The following is a 17,547-nucleotide window of genomic DNA, read 5'->3' on the forward strand; positions in this document are numbered from 1 at the left end:
CGTTCACGGGGAAGGGGGACCGCCGGCGAAGCCGGTGGTGGAAGGGGCGAGGGCCGTGCGCCGGCCTCGCCGATTGGATCTGAGACATTTCTGAACGAGGGTGGGCGGCCCTCGCCCCCACCACCGCTTCGCGGTCCCCCTCCCCCGCAAACGGGGGAGGATTGGGAAGATCAACGCGCCACGGCCTCGGCCACGGCCCGGACGATCTGGTGGATGTTGTAGGGCTTGCGCACGATCGGCGCATCGAACCCGCCGGGGGCGCCGCGTTCGCCGTAGCCGGTGGCGAACACGAACGGGATGCCCCGCGCCGCCAGGCGCTCGGCCACCGGCGTGACCAGCCGGCCGCCGAGATTGACGTCCAGCACCGCCGCGTCGAGCTCCGCCTCGGCCAGGGCCATGGCCTCGTCGACGTCGCCGGCCGTGCCGACGATGACGGCGCCGGCCTCGACCAGCCCGGCCTCCAGCTCCAGAGCCAGCAGGGTGGCGTCCTCGACGATCAGCAGCCGTAAGCCCTCGACCCCGCCGCGCCCGGCCGCCTGACCGGTCGAGACGCCGCTCGGGGCCGGCGGCTCCTGCGACGCCTTGGCGTCGGCCAGGGCGGCGCGGGCGGCGGTCAGGTGAACCTTCACGCCGCTCTTTTCGTAAGTGACCTTGCCGACGCCGCCGAGCTCGCGGCCGGTGACCCGGTCGAGCAGCACCGCGCCGAAGCCCGTGCGGGTCGGCTGCACGACCGGCGGGCCGCCCGTCTCCTGCCAGTCCAGCGCGAAGCCGCCGTCGGGCCGCTTCCTCCAGTCGAGCAGCACGCGGCCGCCCTCCACCGACAAGGCGCCGTACTTGATGGCGTTGGTGGCCAGCTCATGTAGGGCCAGCGACAGGGCGTTGGCGGCGCGCGGGGTGAGAAACAGGTCCGGTCCCGACCAGATGGCCTGGCCCTGGCCCAGTCCGCCCAGCTCGGCCTCGACGATGGAGCCGAGGCTGGCCCCGTGCCAACGGGTGGCGGTCAGCAGCTCATGGGCCTGGGCCATGGCCTTCAGCCGGCCCGAGAAGCTCTCGATGAAGCCGTCCACCGATGAGGTCCGGCGCGCCGACTGCGCGGCCAGCGACTGGACGGCGGCCAGCACGTTCTTCACCCGATGGTCCAGTTCGGCCATCAGGGTTTCGCGCTGTTCCTCGTCGCGCTTGCGGTCGGTGATGTCCTGGACAACGCCGATGATCTTGCGCGGCTGGCCCCCGGCGTCGAGGACGACCGCGCCCGCCCCCATCATCCAGCGCACCTCGCCGTTGTCCGGCCGCACGATGCGGTATTCGGACCGGTAGCGGCCCGTCGATTTCAGGGAGCGATCAACCTCGGCCCGCAGCTTTTCGCGGTCCTCGGGATGAACATATCTGAACGACAGGTCGCCATGCTCGCCGCTGGCGGAATCGCGGCTGAGGCCGGTCAGGGCCTTCATCTGGTCGTTGATGACCATGCGATCGGCGCCGACGTCCCATTCGAACTCGCCAAGCCCGCCGGCCTCCAGGGCCAGGTCGCGCCGCTGACGGTCCAGCCGCCGGCCGCGCTCGACCGCCAGCCGGTGGGCGTCGGCCATCAGGTGATCGGTCGCCATTTCGGCCAGGTCCCGCAGGGCCGGGGCGAGATCGTCCTCGCCGGGCGGATGGGCCTGCGGATCGCCGACCGCCAGCAGCCCGACCACCGCCCCGTCGGGCGTGACCAGCGGGGCGCAGGCGTAGAAGGCGACATCGACCTGGGTCAGGGTGTGGCGAATATCGTCGAACCGGCTGTCGGTCCGCACATCGCCGCTGATCAGCACCTGGGCCCGACGAATCATCACGTCGGCCAGCGAGCCGGACCGCGGATACTCCCGTCGCTCCAGCCCGAGGATCGCCTTGTGCCAGAGCCGGTCCCTGTCGACGAGGACGATGGCGGCGCGCGGAGCCCCGAACAGGGCGGCGGCCAGGCGAACCACCCGGTCAAAGTGGGGATCGCTATCGCTGTCGAGCGCGCCGAGGCCGCGGAGCACCGCCAGCCGGTCCTCCTCGGTCATTTCGACGTCAGGTGCGACAATTTTACTCATAACGGCACCTTAGACCGAGTTCGCCGGTTAAGCGACTGGTGGCGGTTAGCCTTCCGGCGCCCTATCTTGGAACCTGCGCCTGTCCTCGACGTTGTCGGGCCGTCACGCATGACGACCCAACGCCCGGGGTGCGGGCCTCTAGCGGAGATTATTCCATGACCAACGTGCCCACCGGCGCCGAGACCGAAGCCGTCAAGGCGAAGACCTCGCTGAAGAACGCGGCCAACCATGCCGAGAAGAGCTTCGCGGAAGCCGCCGAAGCCGCCAAGACCTCGATCACCGAAGCCGCCGCGCGCGCCGAGGTGGCGATCAAGGAAGGCCTCGAAACCTTCCGCGCCCAGAGCCGGACCTACGCCGACACGGCCGGCCACCAGCTCGACGTGGCCCAGCGCTACGTCACCGAGCGGGTGAAGGAAAAGCCCCAGACCGCCCTGCTGGCGGCGGCCGGCGTCGGCCTGCTGCTCGGCCTGCTGCTGGCCGGCCGCGGCGACCGGCGTTGATTGTAGAGCGCACGCTTGCGGCCCTGGCGACGGCGGCGGCGGTTATCGCCGCCGTTTCCGTGGCCATCGTCGCCGCCTTCTTCGCCCTCTTCGCCCTGGTCGAGCCGTTCGTCGGCAAGGCCGGGGGCGGAGCCGTGGTGGCCGGAGCCGCCGCTGTCCTGGCGGCGGTGATCGCCATGGTCGCCGCCCGCAAGATGGAAGGCGACAAGCGCCGCCATCAGCAGGCGCAGGCCGCCAACACGGCGGCAGGCGGTCACGCGGACATCGCCACCGTCATCCTGAGCGTGGTCAAGGACCGGCCCATTCTGTCGGCCGGCGCGGCCATTGCTGTCGGCGTCTATGCCCTGCGCAATCCGGCCCTGATCAGCGCCGTGGTGCGGGGCTTCATGGACGGCCGGTCCAAGCCGTAAGGCCGGGGCAAACCCCGGCGACTTTCAAGCGTTGTGATCTGTGAACGCCGGCGGCTCCCCTCGCCGGCGCAAGAGGAGTTGTGTCTTATGCCTTTCATTCTGCCCGACCTGCCCTATGCCCGCGATGCGCTGGCCCCCACCGTTTCCGGCGAGACCCTCGACTACCACCATGGCAAGCACCACAAGGCCTACGTCGAGACGCTGAACAAGCTGCTCGAGGAGAAGGGCGAGACGCCCGAAAGCCTGGAGGCCGTGGTCACGTCGGCCGGCCCCGGCAAGCTGTTCAACAATGCCGCCCAGGCCTGGAACCACGGTTTCTTCTGGGAAAGCATGAGCCCCTCGCCGGGAACGCCGTCAAGCGCCCTGGCCGAAGCCATCGAGGCGTTCGGCGGCCTTGAGGCGCTCGGCAAGACGTTCGTCGAGACCGGCGTCGGCCAGTTCGGCTCCGGCTGGGCGTGGCTGCTGTGGAAGGACGGCAAGATCGCGGTCGAACCCAGCCACGACGCCGACAATCCGCTGGCAAGCGGCGCCGGCTTCCCGCTGCTGGTCTGCGATGTCTGGGAGCACGCCTACTATCTGGACCATCAGAACGACCGGAAGGGCTTCCTGACCGCCTGGTTCAAAAACCTGGCGAACTGGGACTTCGCCGCCGATCAGCTGGCGGCCGCGCAGGGGTCCGGTGAAGGCTACAAATACCCGCCGCCGAAGTAGAATCGCCTGGTCATGGAACCACGATCATAGAAACCCGTTTTCCAAATCGACGACGCGACGCCTTCGCGTTTTGATTAAAGGGAAGGTTTTCAAGATGCTCAGGTGGGCGCTTATTTTCCTCGTCGTGGCTCTTGTCGCGGCCGTTCTTGGGTTTGGTGGTATCGCCGGGGCCTCGGCCTCGATCGCCAAGATCCTGTTCTTCGTTTTCCTGGTCCTGTTCGTGGTCTCCCTGGTCATGAACATGGTTCGGGGTCGGGCGCCCTAGCGGCAAACGCCAGGACGTAGACCTCCGATGAAGGGCGGCGCCGCAAGGCCCGCCCTTTTTCGTGCGCGCGAAGCTGCTAAGCACCTCCGGTAGGTCCTGGAGATGTCCCGCGTGCTGAAGTCCGTTTCCGCCAGAGTGCTGGCCGCCGCCCTGTTGTTCGCCGTTCCCGCCGGCCTGATCGCCGCGCCCGTCCTCGCCGCCGAACAGCCCACCGCCCCGCCGATCAAGTACCGCGAACGGGTCCTGGCCAACGGCCTGCGGGTGATCAGCTCGGTCGATCGCTCCACCCCCAATGTCACGGTGCAGGTCTGGTACGGCGTCGGCGGCAAGGACGATCCCGAGGGCCGCACCGGCTTCGCTCACCTGTTCGAACACCTGATGTTCAAGGCCACCCGCGACCTGCCCCCGGAAGCCTTCGACCGCATGACCGAGGATGTCGGCGGCTTCAACAACGCCTTCACCGCCGACGACATGACCGCCTACTACGAGCTGGTCCCGGCCCATCACCTTGAGCGCCTGCTGTGGGCCGAGTCCCAGCGCCTGGGCTCGCTGGTCGTCGACGAGGCCAACTTCAAGTCCGAGCGCGACGTGGTGAAGGAGGAGCTGCGCCAGCGGGTGCTCGCCAACCCCTACGGCCGCTTCCAGTCGCTGCTGGTGCCCTCGGCCAGCTATACTACCCACCCCTACCGCCGGCCGGTGATCGGTTCGATCGAGGACCTCGATTCGGCGACTATCGATGACGTGCTGGCCTTCCATGCCACCTACTACCGGCCCGACAACGCCGCCCTGATCGTGGTCGGCAACTTCGACGAGGCCCGGCTCGACGCCTGGGTCGACAAATACTTCGGCGCCATCAGGACGCCCGCGACCCCGCTGCCGCGCGTCACGGTCCAGGAACCGGCCCGCAAGGGCGCCAAAACCGTCACCGGCTACGCCCCCAATGTGCCGCTGCCGGCCATCGCCATCACCTGGCAGGCGCCCAAGGCGGCCGACCCGGACGCCGCCGCCCTGACCGTGCTCGACGCCATCCTGTCGGCCGGCAAGTCCTCGCGGCTCTACAACAGCCTGGTCTACCAGCAGCAGATCGCCCAGGAGGCCTTCTCCACCGCCGAACTCAACGCCCAGCCGGGGCTGTTCTACGTCGGCGCCATCATGAGCAGCGGCAAGACCCTGGACGAGGGCGAGAAGGCCCTGCTGGCAGAGGTCGCCCGCCTGCGCGAGGCCCCACCGACCGCCGCCGAACTGGCCGAGGCCAAGAGCGAGATGATCGCCGGCGCCGTGCGCCAGCGCGAGACCATCGACGGCAAGGGCTTCGTGCTCGGTTCGGCCCTGGTGCTGGAAGGCGATGCGGCCAAGGCCAACAGCGGCATCGACGAGCTGAACGCCGTCACCACCGCCGACGTGCAGCGTGTGGCCCGCAAATACCTCGACCCCAAACGCATGGTCGTCGTCCGCTACATGGACGAAAGCCAGCGGCCCAAGGGCGCCAGGGATGAAGTGGCCAAGCCGGTCACCGTGGTCAGCAAGCCGTTCAAGGGCGAGCGCGTCGCCCTGCGCGAGGCGGCCCAGCGTGAAAAGGCCCCGGCGCTCGGCGAACCGATCGCCCCGGTCCTGCCGACCCCCGTCGAGAAGACCCTGCCTAACGGCCTGCGGGTCATCGTCGCCCGCTCCAGCACCCTGCCGCTGGTCACCGCCGACCTCACCGTGCGGGCCGGGTCGGTGTTCGATCCCGACGGTCAGGCCGGCCTTGCCGCCATGGCAGCCGACCTGATGACCGAAGGGGCCGGCGGCAAGAGCGCCACCCGGATCGCCGCCGAGAGCGAGGCCCTCGGCGCCGAGCTCTCGACCGGGGCCGGCCGCGAGTTCACCTCCGTGACCCTCAGCAGCCTGACCAGCAACCTCGACGCCTCCATCGACCTGATGGCCGACGTCGCCTTGCGCCCGGCCTTCGATCAGGAGGAACTGGACCGCTCGCGCGATCAGGCCATCGACGGCTTCCAGGTCGCGCTGACCGAGCCCGGCTCGGTCGCCGGCTATGTCTCCGCCCCGGCGGTATGGACCGGCACCCCGTTCGCCGACGTCACCACCCCTGCGACCCTGAAGACCCTCAAGCGCGACGACCTCGCCGCCTTCCACGCCCGCTGGTTCCGGCCCGACAACGCCGTGCTGGTGATCACCGGCGACATCAGCCCGGACGCCGGCTTCGCCCTGGCCGAGCGGGCCTTCGGGGCCTGGCAGGCGCCGGCCACGCCGCTGCCGGCCCAGCCGGCCGTCTCGGCGGCGTCGCAGCCGCGCATCGTCATCGTCGACATGCCCGGGGCCGGCCAGGCCAGCGTCATCGTCGCCAAGCGGGCCATCACCCGCGACGATCCCCGCTACTACGCCGGTCTTGTGGCCAACAATGTGCTCGGCGGCGGCTACAGCTCGCGCCTGAACCAGGAGATCCGGCTGAAGCGCGGCCTGGCCTACGGGGCCGGCTCCAGCCTGTCGGTGCGCAAGGGCAGCGGCGGCTTCTCGGCCTCGACCTCGACCAAGAACGAGACGGCCGGCGAGGTGCTGACCCTGCTGCGCGGCGAGATGACCCGCCTGGGCGAAGCGCCGCCGACAGCCGAGGAGATGGCCGCCCGCAAGTCGGTGCTGATCGGCGGTTTCGGCCGCGAGTTGGCCACCACCGGCGGCCTGGCCGACACGCTGGGCTCCCTGGCCGCCTATGGCATCGACCTCAGCGAAGTGTCGCTGTTCACGACCAGGATAGAGGCGGTGACGCCCCAGCAGGTGCAGGACTTCGCCGCCCAGGTGCTCAAGCCCGGCGAGGCCAGCGTCATCGTCGTCGGCGACGGCAAGCTGTTCGGCAAGAGTCTGGCCGAGGCCCTGCCCGGCGCCGAGGTCATTCCGATCGCCGACCTCGACCTCGACAGCCCGACCCTGCGCAAGGCCCAAAAATGATAGGCCGCGTCCTGATCATCGCCGGCTCCGACAGTGGCGGCGGCGCCGGCCTGCAGGCCGACATCAAGGCGGTGACCCTGCTGGGGGCCTATGCGGCCACCGCCGTGACCGCCATCACCGTGCAGAACACGCTCGGCGTCACCGGGGTGCACCCCATCCCCCTCGACATCATCGAGGCCCAGGGCCGCGCCGTGCTCGACGACATCGGGGCCGACGCCATCAAGACCGGCATGCTGGGCGATGCCGGCACGGTCGCCGTCGCCGCCCGGCTGATCGACAGCGCCGGCGCCATTCCCGTCGTCGTCGATCCGGTGATGATCGCCAAGGGCGGGGCCAGCCTGCTCGACCCCCGCGCCATCGAGGCCGTGCGCTCAGAGCTTGTCCCCCGCGCCACCCTGCTGACCCCCAACGCCCCCGAGGCCGAAGCGCTGACCGGCCTGCCGGCGACCAGCACCGACGACCTGCGCCGGGCCGGCCACACCCTCCTGCGCATGGGCGCGAAGGCAGTGCTGATGAAGGGCGGCCATGTGCCCGGCGACCGGCTGATCGATCTTCTGATCACCGCCGATGGCGAAACCGCCTTCGAGGACGCCCGCATCGACACCCAGCACACCCACGGCACCGGCTGCACTCTGGCCAGCGCCTGCGCGGCGGGCCTGGCCCAGGGCCTCGACCTGACCGCCGCTGTCGCCCGCGCCTGGAACTACGTCCATCGCGCCATCGAGGCCGCTCCGGGCCTGGGCATGGGGCACGGACCGCTCGACCACGCCTGGATGCTGCGCGACTAACCCCCACCCTGTCATCCTCCGGCCGCACAGCGGACCGGGGGACCCATGTCGGCTCTGGAAAGACTCCCGGCGGTTTTCACGCGGACAGTTGGGTCCCCCGGTCCGACTTCGTCGGCCGGAGGATGACAGCGGTTGGGCGGCCATCCCGCGACAACTTGCGCGATGACAGATCCCGGGCGGCATGATTCCCTTCCCCAAGTCGGGGAGTTCCACCATGCGTCTCATCATCGCCATGGCCGTGATGGCCGTCGCCCTGCCCACCGTCGCCTCGGCGGAAACCTGGTTGCCGATCGCCAAGGGCGCGGCCCATGTCTCCTACGCCGACCCGGACGCCCTCAGCGGCGATGACACCGAGGTCGGGGTCCGGGAGATGAAGGTCTACGACCCGCCCATCGCCGCCGACGGTCAGACCATCCGCGCCCGCATCGTCAACTACCGGTTCCGCTGCGATTCCACCCGCTTCAAGATCCTCGACGTCGAGAATATCGACGAGACCGGCAAGAGCCTGGGCCTTGCCCCCATCGACGAGGACTGGCGCGAACCGGTGGTCGCCGGCACGGTCGGCGAGAAGCTGGCCGCCTTCGGCTGCGGCCAGATGGCCATGGACCCTGACGGCGCGGTGACCCGCTCGTCGGCTATTCGCGACGGCCGCTGGATGCTCTCGCAATAGAGGCCGAATCGGCGACATTGGCCGGATGCTGAAGACCAGACTCGAAGAGATCGTCCGCGCCGCCCCGACCCTGATGACCGCCCTGCGCCATGCCCGGGACCTCGACCTGCCGGACTGGCTGGTCGTCTCGGGCGCGGTCTACCAACGGGTCTGGAACCACCTGACCGGCCGGGATCCCGACTACGGAGTGCGCGACTACGACCTGGCCTACTGGGACGCCGACACCAGCTACGAAGCCGAGGATGTGTTCATCAAACAGGCCGCCGCCCTCTTCCCGCCGCCGCTCAACGCGCTCGTCGAGGTGCGCAACCAGGCCCGCGTCCACCTGTGGTTCGAGGATCATTTCGGCGAGCCCTACGAGCCTCTGGCCAACAGCGCCGAGGCCCTGTCCCGCTTTGTCGCCCCGGCCTTCGGCGTCGGCGTGCGGCTGGAGAAGGACGACCGCTTGACGATTGAAGCCCCGTTCGGCCTTGAGGACCTGTTCGCCATGACCCTGCGGCCCAACCCGAACCGCCAGCTGGCCAGGGGCTGGGAAAAGACCACCACCTCGGCCCGCAACCGCTGGCCGGAAGTGAAGATCGTTCAGCCCTGACTAGGGCGAGGAGGCGGCCGTTGCGCCAGTGGACCATCGACGCCTTCACCGCCGCACCGTTCAAGGGCAATCCCGCCTGTGTGGTGGAGCCGTTCGAGGCCTGGCCGACGGACGCCTGGATGCAGGCCCTGGCGGCCGAGAACAACCAGGCCGAAACCGCCTGTCTGCTGAAGACCGCCGATCCGGCCCGTTTCGGCCTGCGCTGGTTCACCCCGACGACGGAGGTTCCGCTCTGCGGCCACGCCACCCTCGCCTCGGCCCATTTGCTGCTGACGGAGCTGGGCCTGTCGGTCCCACAGGTCGCCTTCGAGACCCGCTCGGGCGTGCTGACGGTGGCCCGCGAGGGCGGCCTCTACGCCATGGACTTCCCGGCCGACCCGCCACGGCGCACGGATGTCCCGGCCGGCCTCGCCGCGGCCCTCGGCATCGAGCCCGCGGAGGTCTGGGCCGGCGCCTATCTGGTCGCCATGCTGGACAGCGAGGCGGCGGTTCGGGCCCTGACGCCCGACATACCCGCCCTTGGAAAAGTCGGCGGCGAGGCCAGCGAGGGCCCCGGCAACCTTTGTGTCGTCGCCCTGGCCGACGCCAGCGCGCCCTACGATGTCGTCAGCCGCTTCTTCGCGCCCGGCTCAGGCATTCCGGAGGACCCGGCCACAGGCTCGGCCCACTGCATCCTGGCGCCCCTGTTCGCCGACAAGCTCGGCCGGGTCCGCAATCGCTTTCACCAAGCCTATCCAGGTCGCGGCGGCGATCTGGACTGCGAGGTGCGGGGCGATCGCGTGATCCTGCGCGGCCAGGCCGTGACCGTGATCGAAAGCCTGCTCAGAGTCTGACCCCAAACGTAGAGCGCCCCCGCCGGGGACAGGCGGGGGCGCTTGGGGGGGCTCGCGAGCAGGGGGAGGGCGAGCGAGCCCCGGTCTCTTCCGAGACTAGTAGCGGCGGTGATCGCGGCGATGGTCGCGATCGTTGGCCTGCCAGCGAATCTTGATGCTGAGGCGGTCGAAGCGACGGTCCAGATCGACCCGTTCCCAGGCCTGCAGGCCGCCGGTCGAGCGGTAGCGGGCTTCCAGACGGGCGATGCCGCGGAATTCCTGGCGCAGGTTGGCGGCCTCACGGCGGGTGATCTGGCCGCTGCGGACGCCCATGTCGATCCGGCGGTCAAGCTGGGCCTGGCGCTGGTTGATGTTCTGCCACGGGGCGGCGAGAACCGGGGCGGCGGTGGCGGCCAGGGCCGACGCGGCCACGATGGCGATAACGAACTTTTTCATCGTGTTGTCCTTCCTGATGACGCCGCCCGTTCGACGACGTTGAAGGCAGTTGAACACGTGGAGCCTGAAATGGTTCTGACCGGCTCGTTGTCTGGCGTTCAGGTTAGGCGACGGCGGTCTGGCCTGGCCCTTGTGTGGCTTCGCTGTGGCCGGCCAGGGCGTTCTCGATGGCGACATAGAGCCGCTGCAGTTCGATCGGCTTGGAGACGTGGCCGTCCATGCCGACCGCCAGATACTGCTCGACTTGGTAGGTCATGGCGTTGGCGGTGAGGGCGAGGATCGGGATGCGCGGAATCTGGCGCTGGCATTCCTCGGCGCGGATGGTCTCGGTGGCCTCGACCCCGTCCATGATCGGCATCTGGATATCCATCAGGATCAGGTCGAACCCTCCGGTCCGCCAGGCCTCGACGGCGGCGGCGCCGTCGGCGGTGATGGTCAGGTCGATGTCCAGCGGGTCGAGAACGGCGCGCAGGACCTTCTGGTTGGTCAGGTTGTCCTCCGCCGCCAGGATGCGCAGGGGCCTGGCTTCCGCCTCCTCGGCCTGGCTCACCGGCAGGGCCTCGGGGACGCGGATCACGCCGCGGGCCAGAGGCAGGTCGACGGTGAAGGTCGAGCCCTCTCCGGGCGCGCTGCGGGCGATGATCTGGCCGCCCATCAGCTGGGCCAGCTCCCGGCAGATGGCCAGGCCCAGACCCGTGCCGCCGAACTGGCGGGTGGTGGAGTTGTCGGCCTGGACGAACTTGTCAAACAGGGTCGGCAGCTTGTCGGGCGTGATGCCGACGCCGGTGTCGGCGACGGTCAGGCGCAGGGCGCCGCCCGGCGCCAGGCTGAAACGGGCGGCGACCGCACCCTCGACCGTGAACTTGATGGCGTTGGACAGCAGGTTGCCGAGAATCTGGCGCATCCGGTCCCGGTCGCCTCTCCAGGCGCCGGCGGCGTCGGCCTCGATGGTCAGGTCGAAACGCAGGCCCTTTTCCTGGGCCATGACCCCGTAGACCTTGCGGCAGGCGTCGGCCAGCTCCGACAGATCGAAGTCCGACGGGGTGAGCTCCAGCTTGCCGGCCTCGATCTTCGACAGATCCAGCACGTCGTTGAGCACGGACAACAATAGCTCGCCCGACTCGCGGATGACGCCGAGGCGCTCGCGCTGACGCTCGTCGAGGTCGCCGCGGCTCATGACGTCCGCCATGGCCAGGACGCCGTTCAGCGGGGTGCGGATCTCGTGGCTCATGTTGGCCAAAAACTGGCTCTTGGCGACATTTGCGGTGTCGGCTTGGTCGCGGGCGGTGACCAGGGCCACCATGGTCTCGCGCAGGGAGCGGTCGTTCGCCTCGAGCTTGGCGAGCAGCTGGTTGAAGCTGCGGGCCAGGCTCTGGAACAGGCCGTCGTCGGTGGTTTTTTCCTCGACCTGCTTGAACTGGCCGCTGAGCGCCACCTCCTCCATGGCGCGCGACAGGCGGTCGACTGGGGCGGTGATCCGGCGGGCCAGGCCGCGCGACAGGAACAGGGCCGCGCCAGCGGCCCCGAAGAACAGAGCCATGGTCAGAGCCAGAAAACGGGGCAGCATCTTGGCCAGGCTGGGGTCCACAACCCCGATGCGAAGTTCGCCTATCTGGCGATTTTCGAAGACCACTGGTTCAGCAAGTATTCTGACACCCGCTTTTGGCGTACCATCAGTTTTCGAGGCAATAACCTTGCCGCTGGCGTCGATGAGTTGTGCTGACACCACCGAGCCGGGTTCGGCCGCCGCGTCGACGGCCGCGCGGGCGCTGGCGAGGTCGCGCCTGGCCAGGGCAGGGGCCGCCACATCGGCCATGATACTGACCAGAACCCCTTGAGTCGTAACGGTTTGCTGGCGCGCGACCGTCCATTGCTGGAACAGGAAGCTGGCGCAGGCGACCAGCAGCACGGCCAGGGTCGTGACCAGGGCCACGCTGGCGATTCGCGCCTGGAAAGGCGCGTGGTGCGCGGGTTCTTGCTGTGGCGTCGGCGTCTGCATTGGCCCGAAGTCTTGCCCCTGTTCCGGAGCCTTATCGCGCAATCTTCCTAACGCTTCGCTTCCAAAGGGAATTCGCGTCCAAGGTGCGACAATGTTAACCAATGATTCACCTTGGACGAGTTTAAGATTTCGTTTACTATCCTTACTGACCGGTTAACCGGGGATTTCAGGAGGGTGTGAAAGTGGACAAGGCATTTGTGGCTCAACGCGTGGCCACCAAGCTGTTCTCGACCGAGAAGGCCATTGATGCGGCCATGGTCGAAGCGGCTGAACTGCTGGCCGGCGCCGTAGAGGCCCGCGCCCAGCTGAAGCTGTCGGCGGTGACCGGCGACAAGGCCCAGGCCAAGCTGGTGGAGGCCATCGGCGCCCTCGCCCAGGCCCGGACCGCGATCGTCGAGATGCACCATGAAATGGCGGACCTGAAGCTCCGCGTCGGCATTCGCACCAAGCTGATCGGTGTCGAAGAAAAGCCGGAAGAAGAAACCAAGCCCAAGGGGCTGCGGGAAGTCGGCTAACCTCGACGACCACCGACTTTTGGAGGCGCGCCGGACCCCAGGTCCGGCGCGCTTTTCTTTTGGGCTCGGCGCAAAGGGCGCGGTCTCCAGGTCCAGCAGGGAAAGTTGCGATAGTTTAACTGGTTTCGTTTCAGGGTTGGCCTAGAGGCTAACCCTGTTTGAAGTGAAGCCACGCTTCCCTTCGCGAGATTACCCTCCACCGGCCTGCCGCGAGCCCGAATGACACAGTATCTGCCCTTTCTGATCGTCTGGCTGGCAGTGCTGGCGACGTTCGTGTTCGCTGTCCTGAAGGGCGGGATTGCGGAGCGCTTCGCCGCGACCCTGGTCGTCATCGGCGCGCTGTACGCCTTTGGCGTCGGGCGGCTTCTCGACAACGAGATGCGCACCCTGGCCCTGCTGCTCGGCGATTTCCTGCTGGCCATGGGGTTCCTGACCCTGGCCGTGCGTTACGCCAGCCTCTGGCTCGGCGGCGCGATGCTGCTGCAGGCCGTGCAGTTCACCCTGCACGCCTGGTACATGCTGGGCGAACGCCGTCCCGACATGTTCCACGTCATCGTCAACAACGCCGATACGGTCGGCATCCTGCTGTGCATCGTGCTGGGCACCGCCACCGCCTGGCGTCGCCGCGGTGAACGGCAGACGACGGCCGGCGCCGCGGCGCCCGAGGCCGGCTAGGCCGGATCCTTCGCCGCCGACCGCCAGGTCGTCAGGCCAACCCCCAGCAGGATCAGGCCGAGCGCCACAAAGGCGGTCCAGCCCGGCCGCTCGCCCATCAGCACGACGCCGAGGCCCGTCGCCCACAGCGGCGCCAGATACATCGACATGCTCATGAACACCGGCCCGCGCCGCTGGACCAGCCAGACGTAGCCGACACTGCCGAGCCCAGTGGAGAAAACGCCGAGCGCGGTGACCGCCGCCAGGGCCTTGACCGGCGGCATCGGCGGCAGCGGGGTGGTCGCCAGAGCGCCGACGGTGGCGAAGGCCAGGCCGGTCAACAGCATCAACAAAGCCCCGGCCGTAGAGCTGACCGGCGGCGCCTTGCGGGCGAAGATGTTGGACACCGCATACATCAGGCCGCCGAGAATGGCCGCGCCCAGCGCCAGCCCCTCGACCGCGCCGCCGGCCACCGACCGCGGCCAAACCAGCACCACCAACCCGACAAATCCCAGCCCGACGCCAAGGCCGCGGCGCAGGTCGAGCCGCTCGGCCGGCAGCAGCACATGGGCCAGGGCCGCCGTGAACAGCGGCGAGGAGCCGTTGCAGATGGCGTTGATGGCGCTGGGCAGGCCCTGGGCGGCATAGGCGAAGAAGAAGAACGGCAAGGCCATGCCGACCAGTCCGACGGCCGCGTACCAGCCCCAGGCCGCGTGCGGCCGGGGCAACAGGGGCGGCAGCCGCTCGCCCCGGACAACGAAGATCACCGCCAGCACGAGGGTGGCGACGCTCATCCGCACCACCGTGTTCCAGGCCGGCGGAATGTCGTGCACGGCGATCTTCAGCCCGGCGAAGGCCGACCCCCAGGCGATGACCAGGGCGGCCAGCACCAGCCAGTCGAGGGCGGGCGCGGGACTGCGGGCGGGGGCGGCGGTGGGGGTCATCAGGCGGGGTGATAGGGGGCGTCGCGACCGCTGTCGTCTCAATCCCTGTTTCCGATTGCGGCGGCGGCCTCAACGGAGCCCTCAAGGTCGAATGAGAAAATCTCCGCTTGCCGCGCCGCACAAATTCCTGTCCTTAGGCGGCGGGCCAGGCCTCCCCAACGAGGCCCAGTCCATCTGTGAGGATGGGAGACATCGCTATGACTACCTCGACCCCGGCCATGCCCGGAGTGCGCCCCGCGCGCCCTGAATTTTCGTCCGGCCCCTGCGCCAAGCGCCCCGGATGGACCCCCGAAAACCTGAAGGACGCCGTGCTCGGCCGCTCGCACCGGGGCAAACCCGGCAAGGCGGCGCTGAAACGCGCCATCGACCAGACCCGTGAGATTCTCGAGGTTCCGGCCGACTACCTGATCGGCATCGTCCCCGGCTCCGACACCGGCGCCGTCGAGATGGCCCTGTGGTCGCTGCTCGGCCCCAAGCCGGTTCAGCTTCTCGCCTTTGAATCCTTCGGCAAGGACTGGGTGACCGACGTCACCAAGCAGCTGAAGCTGCCCGACGTCGAGGTGCTGGACGCCCCCTACGGCCTGCTGCCGGACCTCACCAAGGTGCGCCCCGACGCCGACCTGGTGTTCACCTGGAACGGCACCACCTCCGGCGTGCGCGTGCCGAACGGCGACTTCATCGCCGCGGATCGCACCGGCCTGACCATCTGCGACGCCACCAGCGCCGCCTTCGCGCAGAAGCTCGACTGGGCCAAGCTCGATGTCGTCACCTACAGCTGGCAGAAGGCGCTCGGCGGGGAGGCCGCCCATGGCGTGCTGATCCTCTCGCCCCGCGCCGTCGAGCGGCTGGAGAGCCATACCCCGGCCTGGCCGATGCCGAAACTCTTCCGCATGACCAAGGGCGGCAAGATCAACGCCGAGATCTTCGAAGGCGCGACGATCAACACCCCCTCCATGCTCTGCGTCGAGGACTATCTCGACGCCCTGACCTGGTCGAAGGACGTCGGCGGCCTCAAGGGCCTCAACGCCCGCGCCGACGCCAACTTCGCGGCCCTCGCCGCCTGGGTGGAAAAGACCGCCTGGGTCGACTTCCTGGCCGTCGATCCGGCCACCCGCTCCAACACCAGCGTCTGCCTGAAGGTCGTCGACCCCAAGATCGCCGCCCTGCCCGCCGACGCCCAAGCCGACTTCGCCAAGAAGCTGGCCTCCTTGCTGGAGAAGGAAAAGGCGGCCTTTGACATCGGTGGCTACCGCGACGCGCCTCCCGGCCTTCGCATCTGGTGCGGCTGCACCATCGAAGCCGCCGACGTCGAAGCCCTGACCCCCTGGCTGGACTGGGCCTTCGCAACGGTGTCGTCCGAACTCACGGGCGCCTGAGACCCCCTCAGTCGCCCCGGATGAAGTCCGGGGCGACAGCTCCCCTGAGGGGGAGCGACCGCCGCAACAATTGCCTCCTCACCGTCCCTCCCCCTCAGGGGGAGGTGGCCCGAAGGGCCGGAGGGGGTCACCGCCATCAAAGGACTACCTCCATGCCCCGCGTTCTGATTGCTGACAAACTGTCGCCCGCCGCCGTCGAGATCTTCGCCAAGCGCGGGGTCCAGGCAGACGTCATCACCGGCCTCTCGAAAGAGGAACTGCTGAAGATCATCGGCGACTACGACGGCCTGGCCGTCCGCAGCGCCACCAAGGCCGACAAGGATGTGCTGGCCGCCGCCGTCAACATGAAGGTCATCGGCCGGGCCGGCATCGGGGTCGACAACGTCGATATCCCGGCCGCCACCGCCCGCGGCATCGTGGTGATGAACACGCCGTTCGGCAACTCGATCACCACCGCCGAGCACGCCATCGCCATGATGTTCGCCCTGGCCCGTGAACTGCCCGCCGCCGACGCCTCCACCCAGGCCGGCAAGTGGGAGAAGAACCGCTTCATGGGGGTGGAGCTGTTCAACAAGACCCTCGGCCTGATCGGCTGCGGCAACATCGGCAGCCTGGTCGCCGAGCGGGCCCTGGGCCTGAAGATGAAGGTCATCGCCTACGACCCCTTCCTGTCGGCCGAACGCGCCGTCGAGCTCGGGGTCGAAAAGGTCGAGATCGACGAGCTGATCGAACGCGCCGAGTTCATCACCCTGCACACCCCACTGACCGACAAGACCCGCAACATCCTGTCGGCCGAGGCCCTGGCGAAGACCCGCAAAGGCGTGCGGATCATCAACTGCGCCCGCGGCGGCCTGGTCGATGAGGCGGCCCTGCGCGCCGGCCTCGACTCGGGCCACATCGGCGGCGCGGCCTTCGACGTCTTCGTGCAGGAGCCGGCTGGCCCTGAGAACCCCCTGTTCGGCGCCCCCAACTTCATCGCCACCCCGCACCTGGGCGCCAGCACCGCCGAGGCCCAGGAGAATGTGGCCCTGCAGGTGGCCGAACAGATCAGCGACTACCTGCTGACCGGAGCCATCACCAACGCCCTCAACAGCCCCTCGATCACCGCCGACGAAGCGCCGAAGCTGAAGCCCTTCGTGGCCCTGGCCGAGAAGCTCGGCCTGTTCGCCGGCCAGATGATGGACCCGGGCCTGAAAGCCATCGAGGTCGCCTACATCGGCGAGGTCGCCAAGCTGAACGTCAAGCCGATGACGGCCGCCGCCCTGGCCGGCGTGCTGCGCCCGATGCTGGCCGAGATCAACATGGTCAGCGCGCCCGCGATTGCAAAAGAACGGGGCGTGACGGTGTCGGAAAACCGCCAGGAGCTGTCGCCGGTCTATGACAGCCTGATCCGCATCACGATCACCACGCAGGCGGGCGAGAAATCCTTCGCCGGGGCGGTGATCGGCGGCATCCCGCGCATCGTCGAGGTCAAGGGCATGGAGCTGGACGCCCCGTTCGGGAACGCCATGCTCTACGTCAACAACCTCGACAAGCCGGGCTTCATCGGCGCGCTGGGCGGCATGCTGGGCGAGGCGGCGGTCAACATCGCCACCTTCAACCTCGGCCGCGTCGGCGCCGGCGACGACGCCATCGCCCTGGTCGGCGTCGACCAGGCGCCGGACGCCGAACTGCTGGCGCGGATCCAGGCCCTGCCGCACGTCAAGGAAGTGCGGGCTCTGGTGTTCTGAGGCAACCGAGATACGGGGACACTATACCTATCTCTTGGCGCCGACCGCGCTGCTGCGCCATGGGTTGCGAGATAGGTATAGTGTCCCCGTATCTCTCCACCGGC

17 protein-coding genes are annotated in these 17,547 nt (G+C 68.8%); 13 read left to right on the forward strand and 4 right to left on the reverse strand.

Annotated features, from left to right (window positions below; translation table 11 throughout):
- Window positions 1-170 precede the first annotated feature (170 nt).
- Entirely contained in the window at window positions 171-2,045 is a 1,875-nt protein-coding gene (locus tag O5I81_RS21040) for an HWE histidine kinase domain-containing protein (RefSeq protein WP_271066822.1), read from the reverse strand.
- A 185-nt stretch (window positions 2,046-2,230) separates the two neighbouring features.
- On the opposite strand from O5I81_RS21040, the gene O5I81_RS21045 reads away from it, so the two are divergent.
- The 9 genes from O5I81_RS21045 to O5I81_RS21085 all read left to right on the forward strand — a co-directional run bounded on the left by O5I81_RS21045 (window position 2,231) and on the right by O5I81_RS21085 (window position 9,790).
- A complete protein-coding gene (locus tag O5I81_RS21045) occupies window positions 2,231-2,575 on the forward strand; it encodes a hypothetical protein (protein ID WP_271066823.1) in 345 nt (114 codons plus the stop codon).
- A complete protein-coding gene (locus O5I81_RS21050; RefSeq protein ID WP_271066824.1) occupies window positions 2,572-2,985 on the forward strand; it encodes a hypothetical protein in 414 nt (137 codons plus the stop codon). Before O5I81_RS21045 ends, O5I81_RS21050 begins: the two co-directional genes overlap by 4 nt.
- Before the next feature lie 87 nt (window positions 2,986-3,072).
- Window positions 3,073-3,696, forward strand: coding sequence for a superoxide dismutase (locus tag O5I81_RS21055; RefSeq protein ID WP_271066825.1), 624 nt, complete (start codon window positions 3,073-3,075; stop codon window positions 3,694-3,696).
- A gap of 94 nt (window positions 3,697-3,790) precedes the next feature.
- A complete protein-coding gene (locus O5I81_RS21060; protein WP_271066826.1) occupies window positions 3,791-3,961 on the forward strand; it encodes a DUF1328 family protein in 171 nt (56 codons plus the stop codon).
- Window positions 3,962-4,072: 111 nt separating this feature from the next.
- A complete protein-coding gene (locus tag O5I81_RS21065) occupies window positions 4,073-6,907 on the forward strand; it encodes a pitrilysin family protein (protein WP_271066827.1) in 2,835 nt (944 codons plus the stop codon).
- A complete protein-coding gene (thiD, locus tag O5I81_RS21070) occupies window positions 6,904-7,695 on the forward strand; it encodes a bifunctional hydroxymethylpyrimidine kinase/phosphomethylpyrimidine kinase (RefSeq protein ID WP_271066828.1) in 792 nt (263 codons plus the stop codon). Before O5I81_RS21065 ends, thiD begins: the two co-directional genes overlap by 4 nt.
- A gap of 214 nt (window positions 7,696-7,909) precedes the next feature.
- Window positions 7,910-8,365 carry a surface-adhesin E family protein gene (locus O5I81_RS21075; protein WP_271066829.1) on the forward strand — a complete coding sequence of 152 codons (456 nt, stop codon included), beginning with the start codon at window positions 7,910-7,912 and terminating at the stop codon, window positions 8,363-8,365.
- A gap of 16 nt (window positions 8,366-8,381) precedes the next feature.
- Window positions 8,382-8,957 carry a nucleotidyltransferase family protein gene (locus O5I81_RS21080; RefSeq protein WP_271069071.1) on the forward strand — a complete coding sequence of 192 codons (576 nt, stop codon included), beginning with the start codon at window positions 8,382-8,384 and terminating at the stop codon, window positions 8,955-8,957.
- 20 nt (window positions 8,958-8,977) lie between these two features.
- Entirely contained in the window at window positions 8,978-9,790 is an 813-nt protein-coding gene (locus O5I81_RS21085; RefSeq protein WP_271066830.1) for a PhzF family phenazine biosynthesis protein, read from the forward strand.
- Between the two features lie 96 nt (window positions 9,791-9,886).
- Here the strand turns inward: O5I81_RS21085 and O5I81_RS21090 are convergent, their stop codons facing one another.
- A complete protein-coding gene (locus tag O5I81_RS21090) occupies window positions 9,887-10,225 on the reverse strand; it encodes a hypothetical protein (RefSeq protein WP_271066831.1) in 339 nt (112 codons plus the stop codon).
- A gap of 103 nt (window positions 10,226-10,328) precedes the next feature.
- Window positions 10,329-12,158, reverse strand: coding sequence for an ATP-binding protein (locus O5I81_RS21095; RefSeq protein WP_271066832.1), 1,830 nt, complete (start codon window positions 12,156-12,158; stop codon window positions 10,329-10,331).
- A 248-nt stretch (window positions 12,159-12,406) separates the two neighbouring features.
- Between O5I81_RS21095 and O5I81_RS21100 the strand changes: the two genes are divergently transcribed.
- Together O5I81_RS21100 and O5I81_RS21105 are read left to right on the forward strand one after the other, a co-directional pair.
- On the forward strand, window positions 12,407-12,739 hold the full coding sequence (locus tag O5I81_RS21100; protein WP_271066833.1) for a hypothetical protein: 333 nt from the start codon (window positions 12,407-12,409) through the stop codon (window positions 12,737-12,739).
- Between the two features lie 219 nt (window positions 12,740-12,958).
- A complete protein-coding gene (locus O5I81_RS21105; RefSeq protein WP_271066834.1) occupies window positions 12,959-13,414 on the forward strand; it encodes a hypothetical protein in 456 nt (151 codons plus the stop codon).
- Here O5I81_RS21105 and O5I81_RS21110 read toward each other — a convergent pair.
- On the reverse strand, window positions 13,411-14,337 hold the full coding sequence (locus O5I81_RS21110; RefSeq protein WP_271066835.1) for a DMT family transporter: 927 nt from the start codon (window positions 14,335-14,337) through the stop codon (window positions 13,411-13,413). The genes O5I81_RS21105 and O5I81_RS21110 overlap by 4 nt on opposite strands.
- A 197-nt stretch (window positions 14,338-14,534) precedes the next feature.
- Here O5I81_RS21110 and O5I81_RS21115 point away from each other — a divergent pair, with 197 nt between their 5' ends.
- Together O5I81_RS21115 and serA are read left to right on the forward strand one after the other, a co-directional pair.
- Entirely contained in the window at window positions 14,535-15,713 is a 1,179-nt protein-coding gene (locus tag O5I81_RS21115) for a phosphoserine transaminase (RefSeq protein WP_271066836.1), read from the forward strand.
- Between the two features lie 152 nt (window positions 15,714-15,865).
- Window positions 15,866-17,443 (forward strand): phosphoglycerate dehydrogenase, encoded by a 1,578-nt coding sequence (gene serA, locus O5I81_RS21120; protein ID WP_271066837.1) that lies wholly within the window; start codon window positions 15,866-15,868, stop codon window positions 17,441-17,443.
- Window positions 17,444-17,547: the final 104 nt, after the last annotated feature.

Origin of the sequence: Caulobacter sp. NIBR1757 (genome assembly GCF_027912495.1) — a bacterium.
Taxonomy (GTDB): Bacteria; Pseudomonadota; Alphaproteobacteria; order Caulobacterales; family Caulobacteraceae; genus Caulobacter.

What these genes read in the sequence shown, in the direction of transcription:
- O5I81_RS21040 (WP_271066822.1), bottom strand. Translation starts at nt 2,045, where the DNA reads ATGACCGAGGAGGACCGGCTGGCGGTGCTCCGCGGCCTCGGCGCGCTC.
- O5I81_RS21045 (WP_271066823.1), top strand. Translation starts at nt 2,231, where the DNA reads ATGACCAACGTGCCCACCGGCGCCGAGACCGAAGCCGTCAAGGCGAAG.
- O5I81_RS21055 (WP_271066825.1), top strand. Translation starts at nt 3,073, where the DNA reads ATGCCTTTCATTCTGCCCGACCTGCCCTATGCCCGCGATGCGCTGGCC.
- O5I81_RS21060 (WP_271066826.1), top strand. Translation starts at nt 3,791, where the DNA reads ATGCTCAGGTGGGCGCTTATTTTCCTCGTCGTGGCTCTTGTCGCGGCC.
- thiD (WP_271066828.1), top strand. Translation starts at nt 6,904, where the DNA reads ATGATAGGCCGCGTCCTGATCATCGCCGGCTCCGACAGTGGCGGCGGC.
- O5I81_RS21075 (WP_271066829.1), top strand. Translation starts at nt 7,910, where the DNA reads ATGCGTCTCATCATCGCCATGGCCGTGATGGCCGTCGCCCTGCCCACC.
- O5I81_RS21090 (WP_271066831.1), bottom strand. Translation starts at nt 10,225, where the DNA reads ATGAAAAAGTTCGTTATCGCCATCGTGGCCGCGTCGGCCCTGGCCGCC.
- O5I81_RS21105 (WP_271066834.1), top strand. Translation starts at nt 12,959, where the DNA reads ATGACACAGTATCTGCCCTTTCTGATCGTCTGGCTGGCAGTGCTGGCG.
- O5I81_RS21110 (WP_271066835.1), bottom strand. Translation starts at nt 14,337, where the DNA reads ATGACCCCCACCGCCGCCCCCGCCCGCAGTCCCGCGCCCGCCCTCGAC.
- O5I81_RS21115 (WP_271066836.1), top strand. Translation starts at nt 14,535, where the DNA reads ATGACTACCTCGACCCCGGCCATGCCCGGAGTGCGCCCCGCGCGCCCT.
- serA (WP_271066837.1), top strand. Translation starts at nt 15,866, where the DNA reads ATGCCCCGCGTTCTGATTGCTGACAAACTGTCGCCCGCCGCCGTCGAG.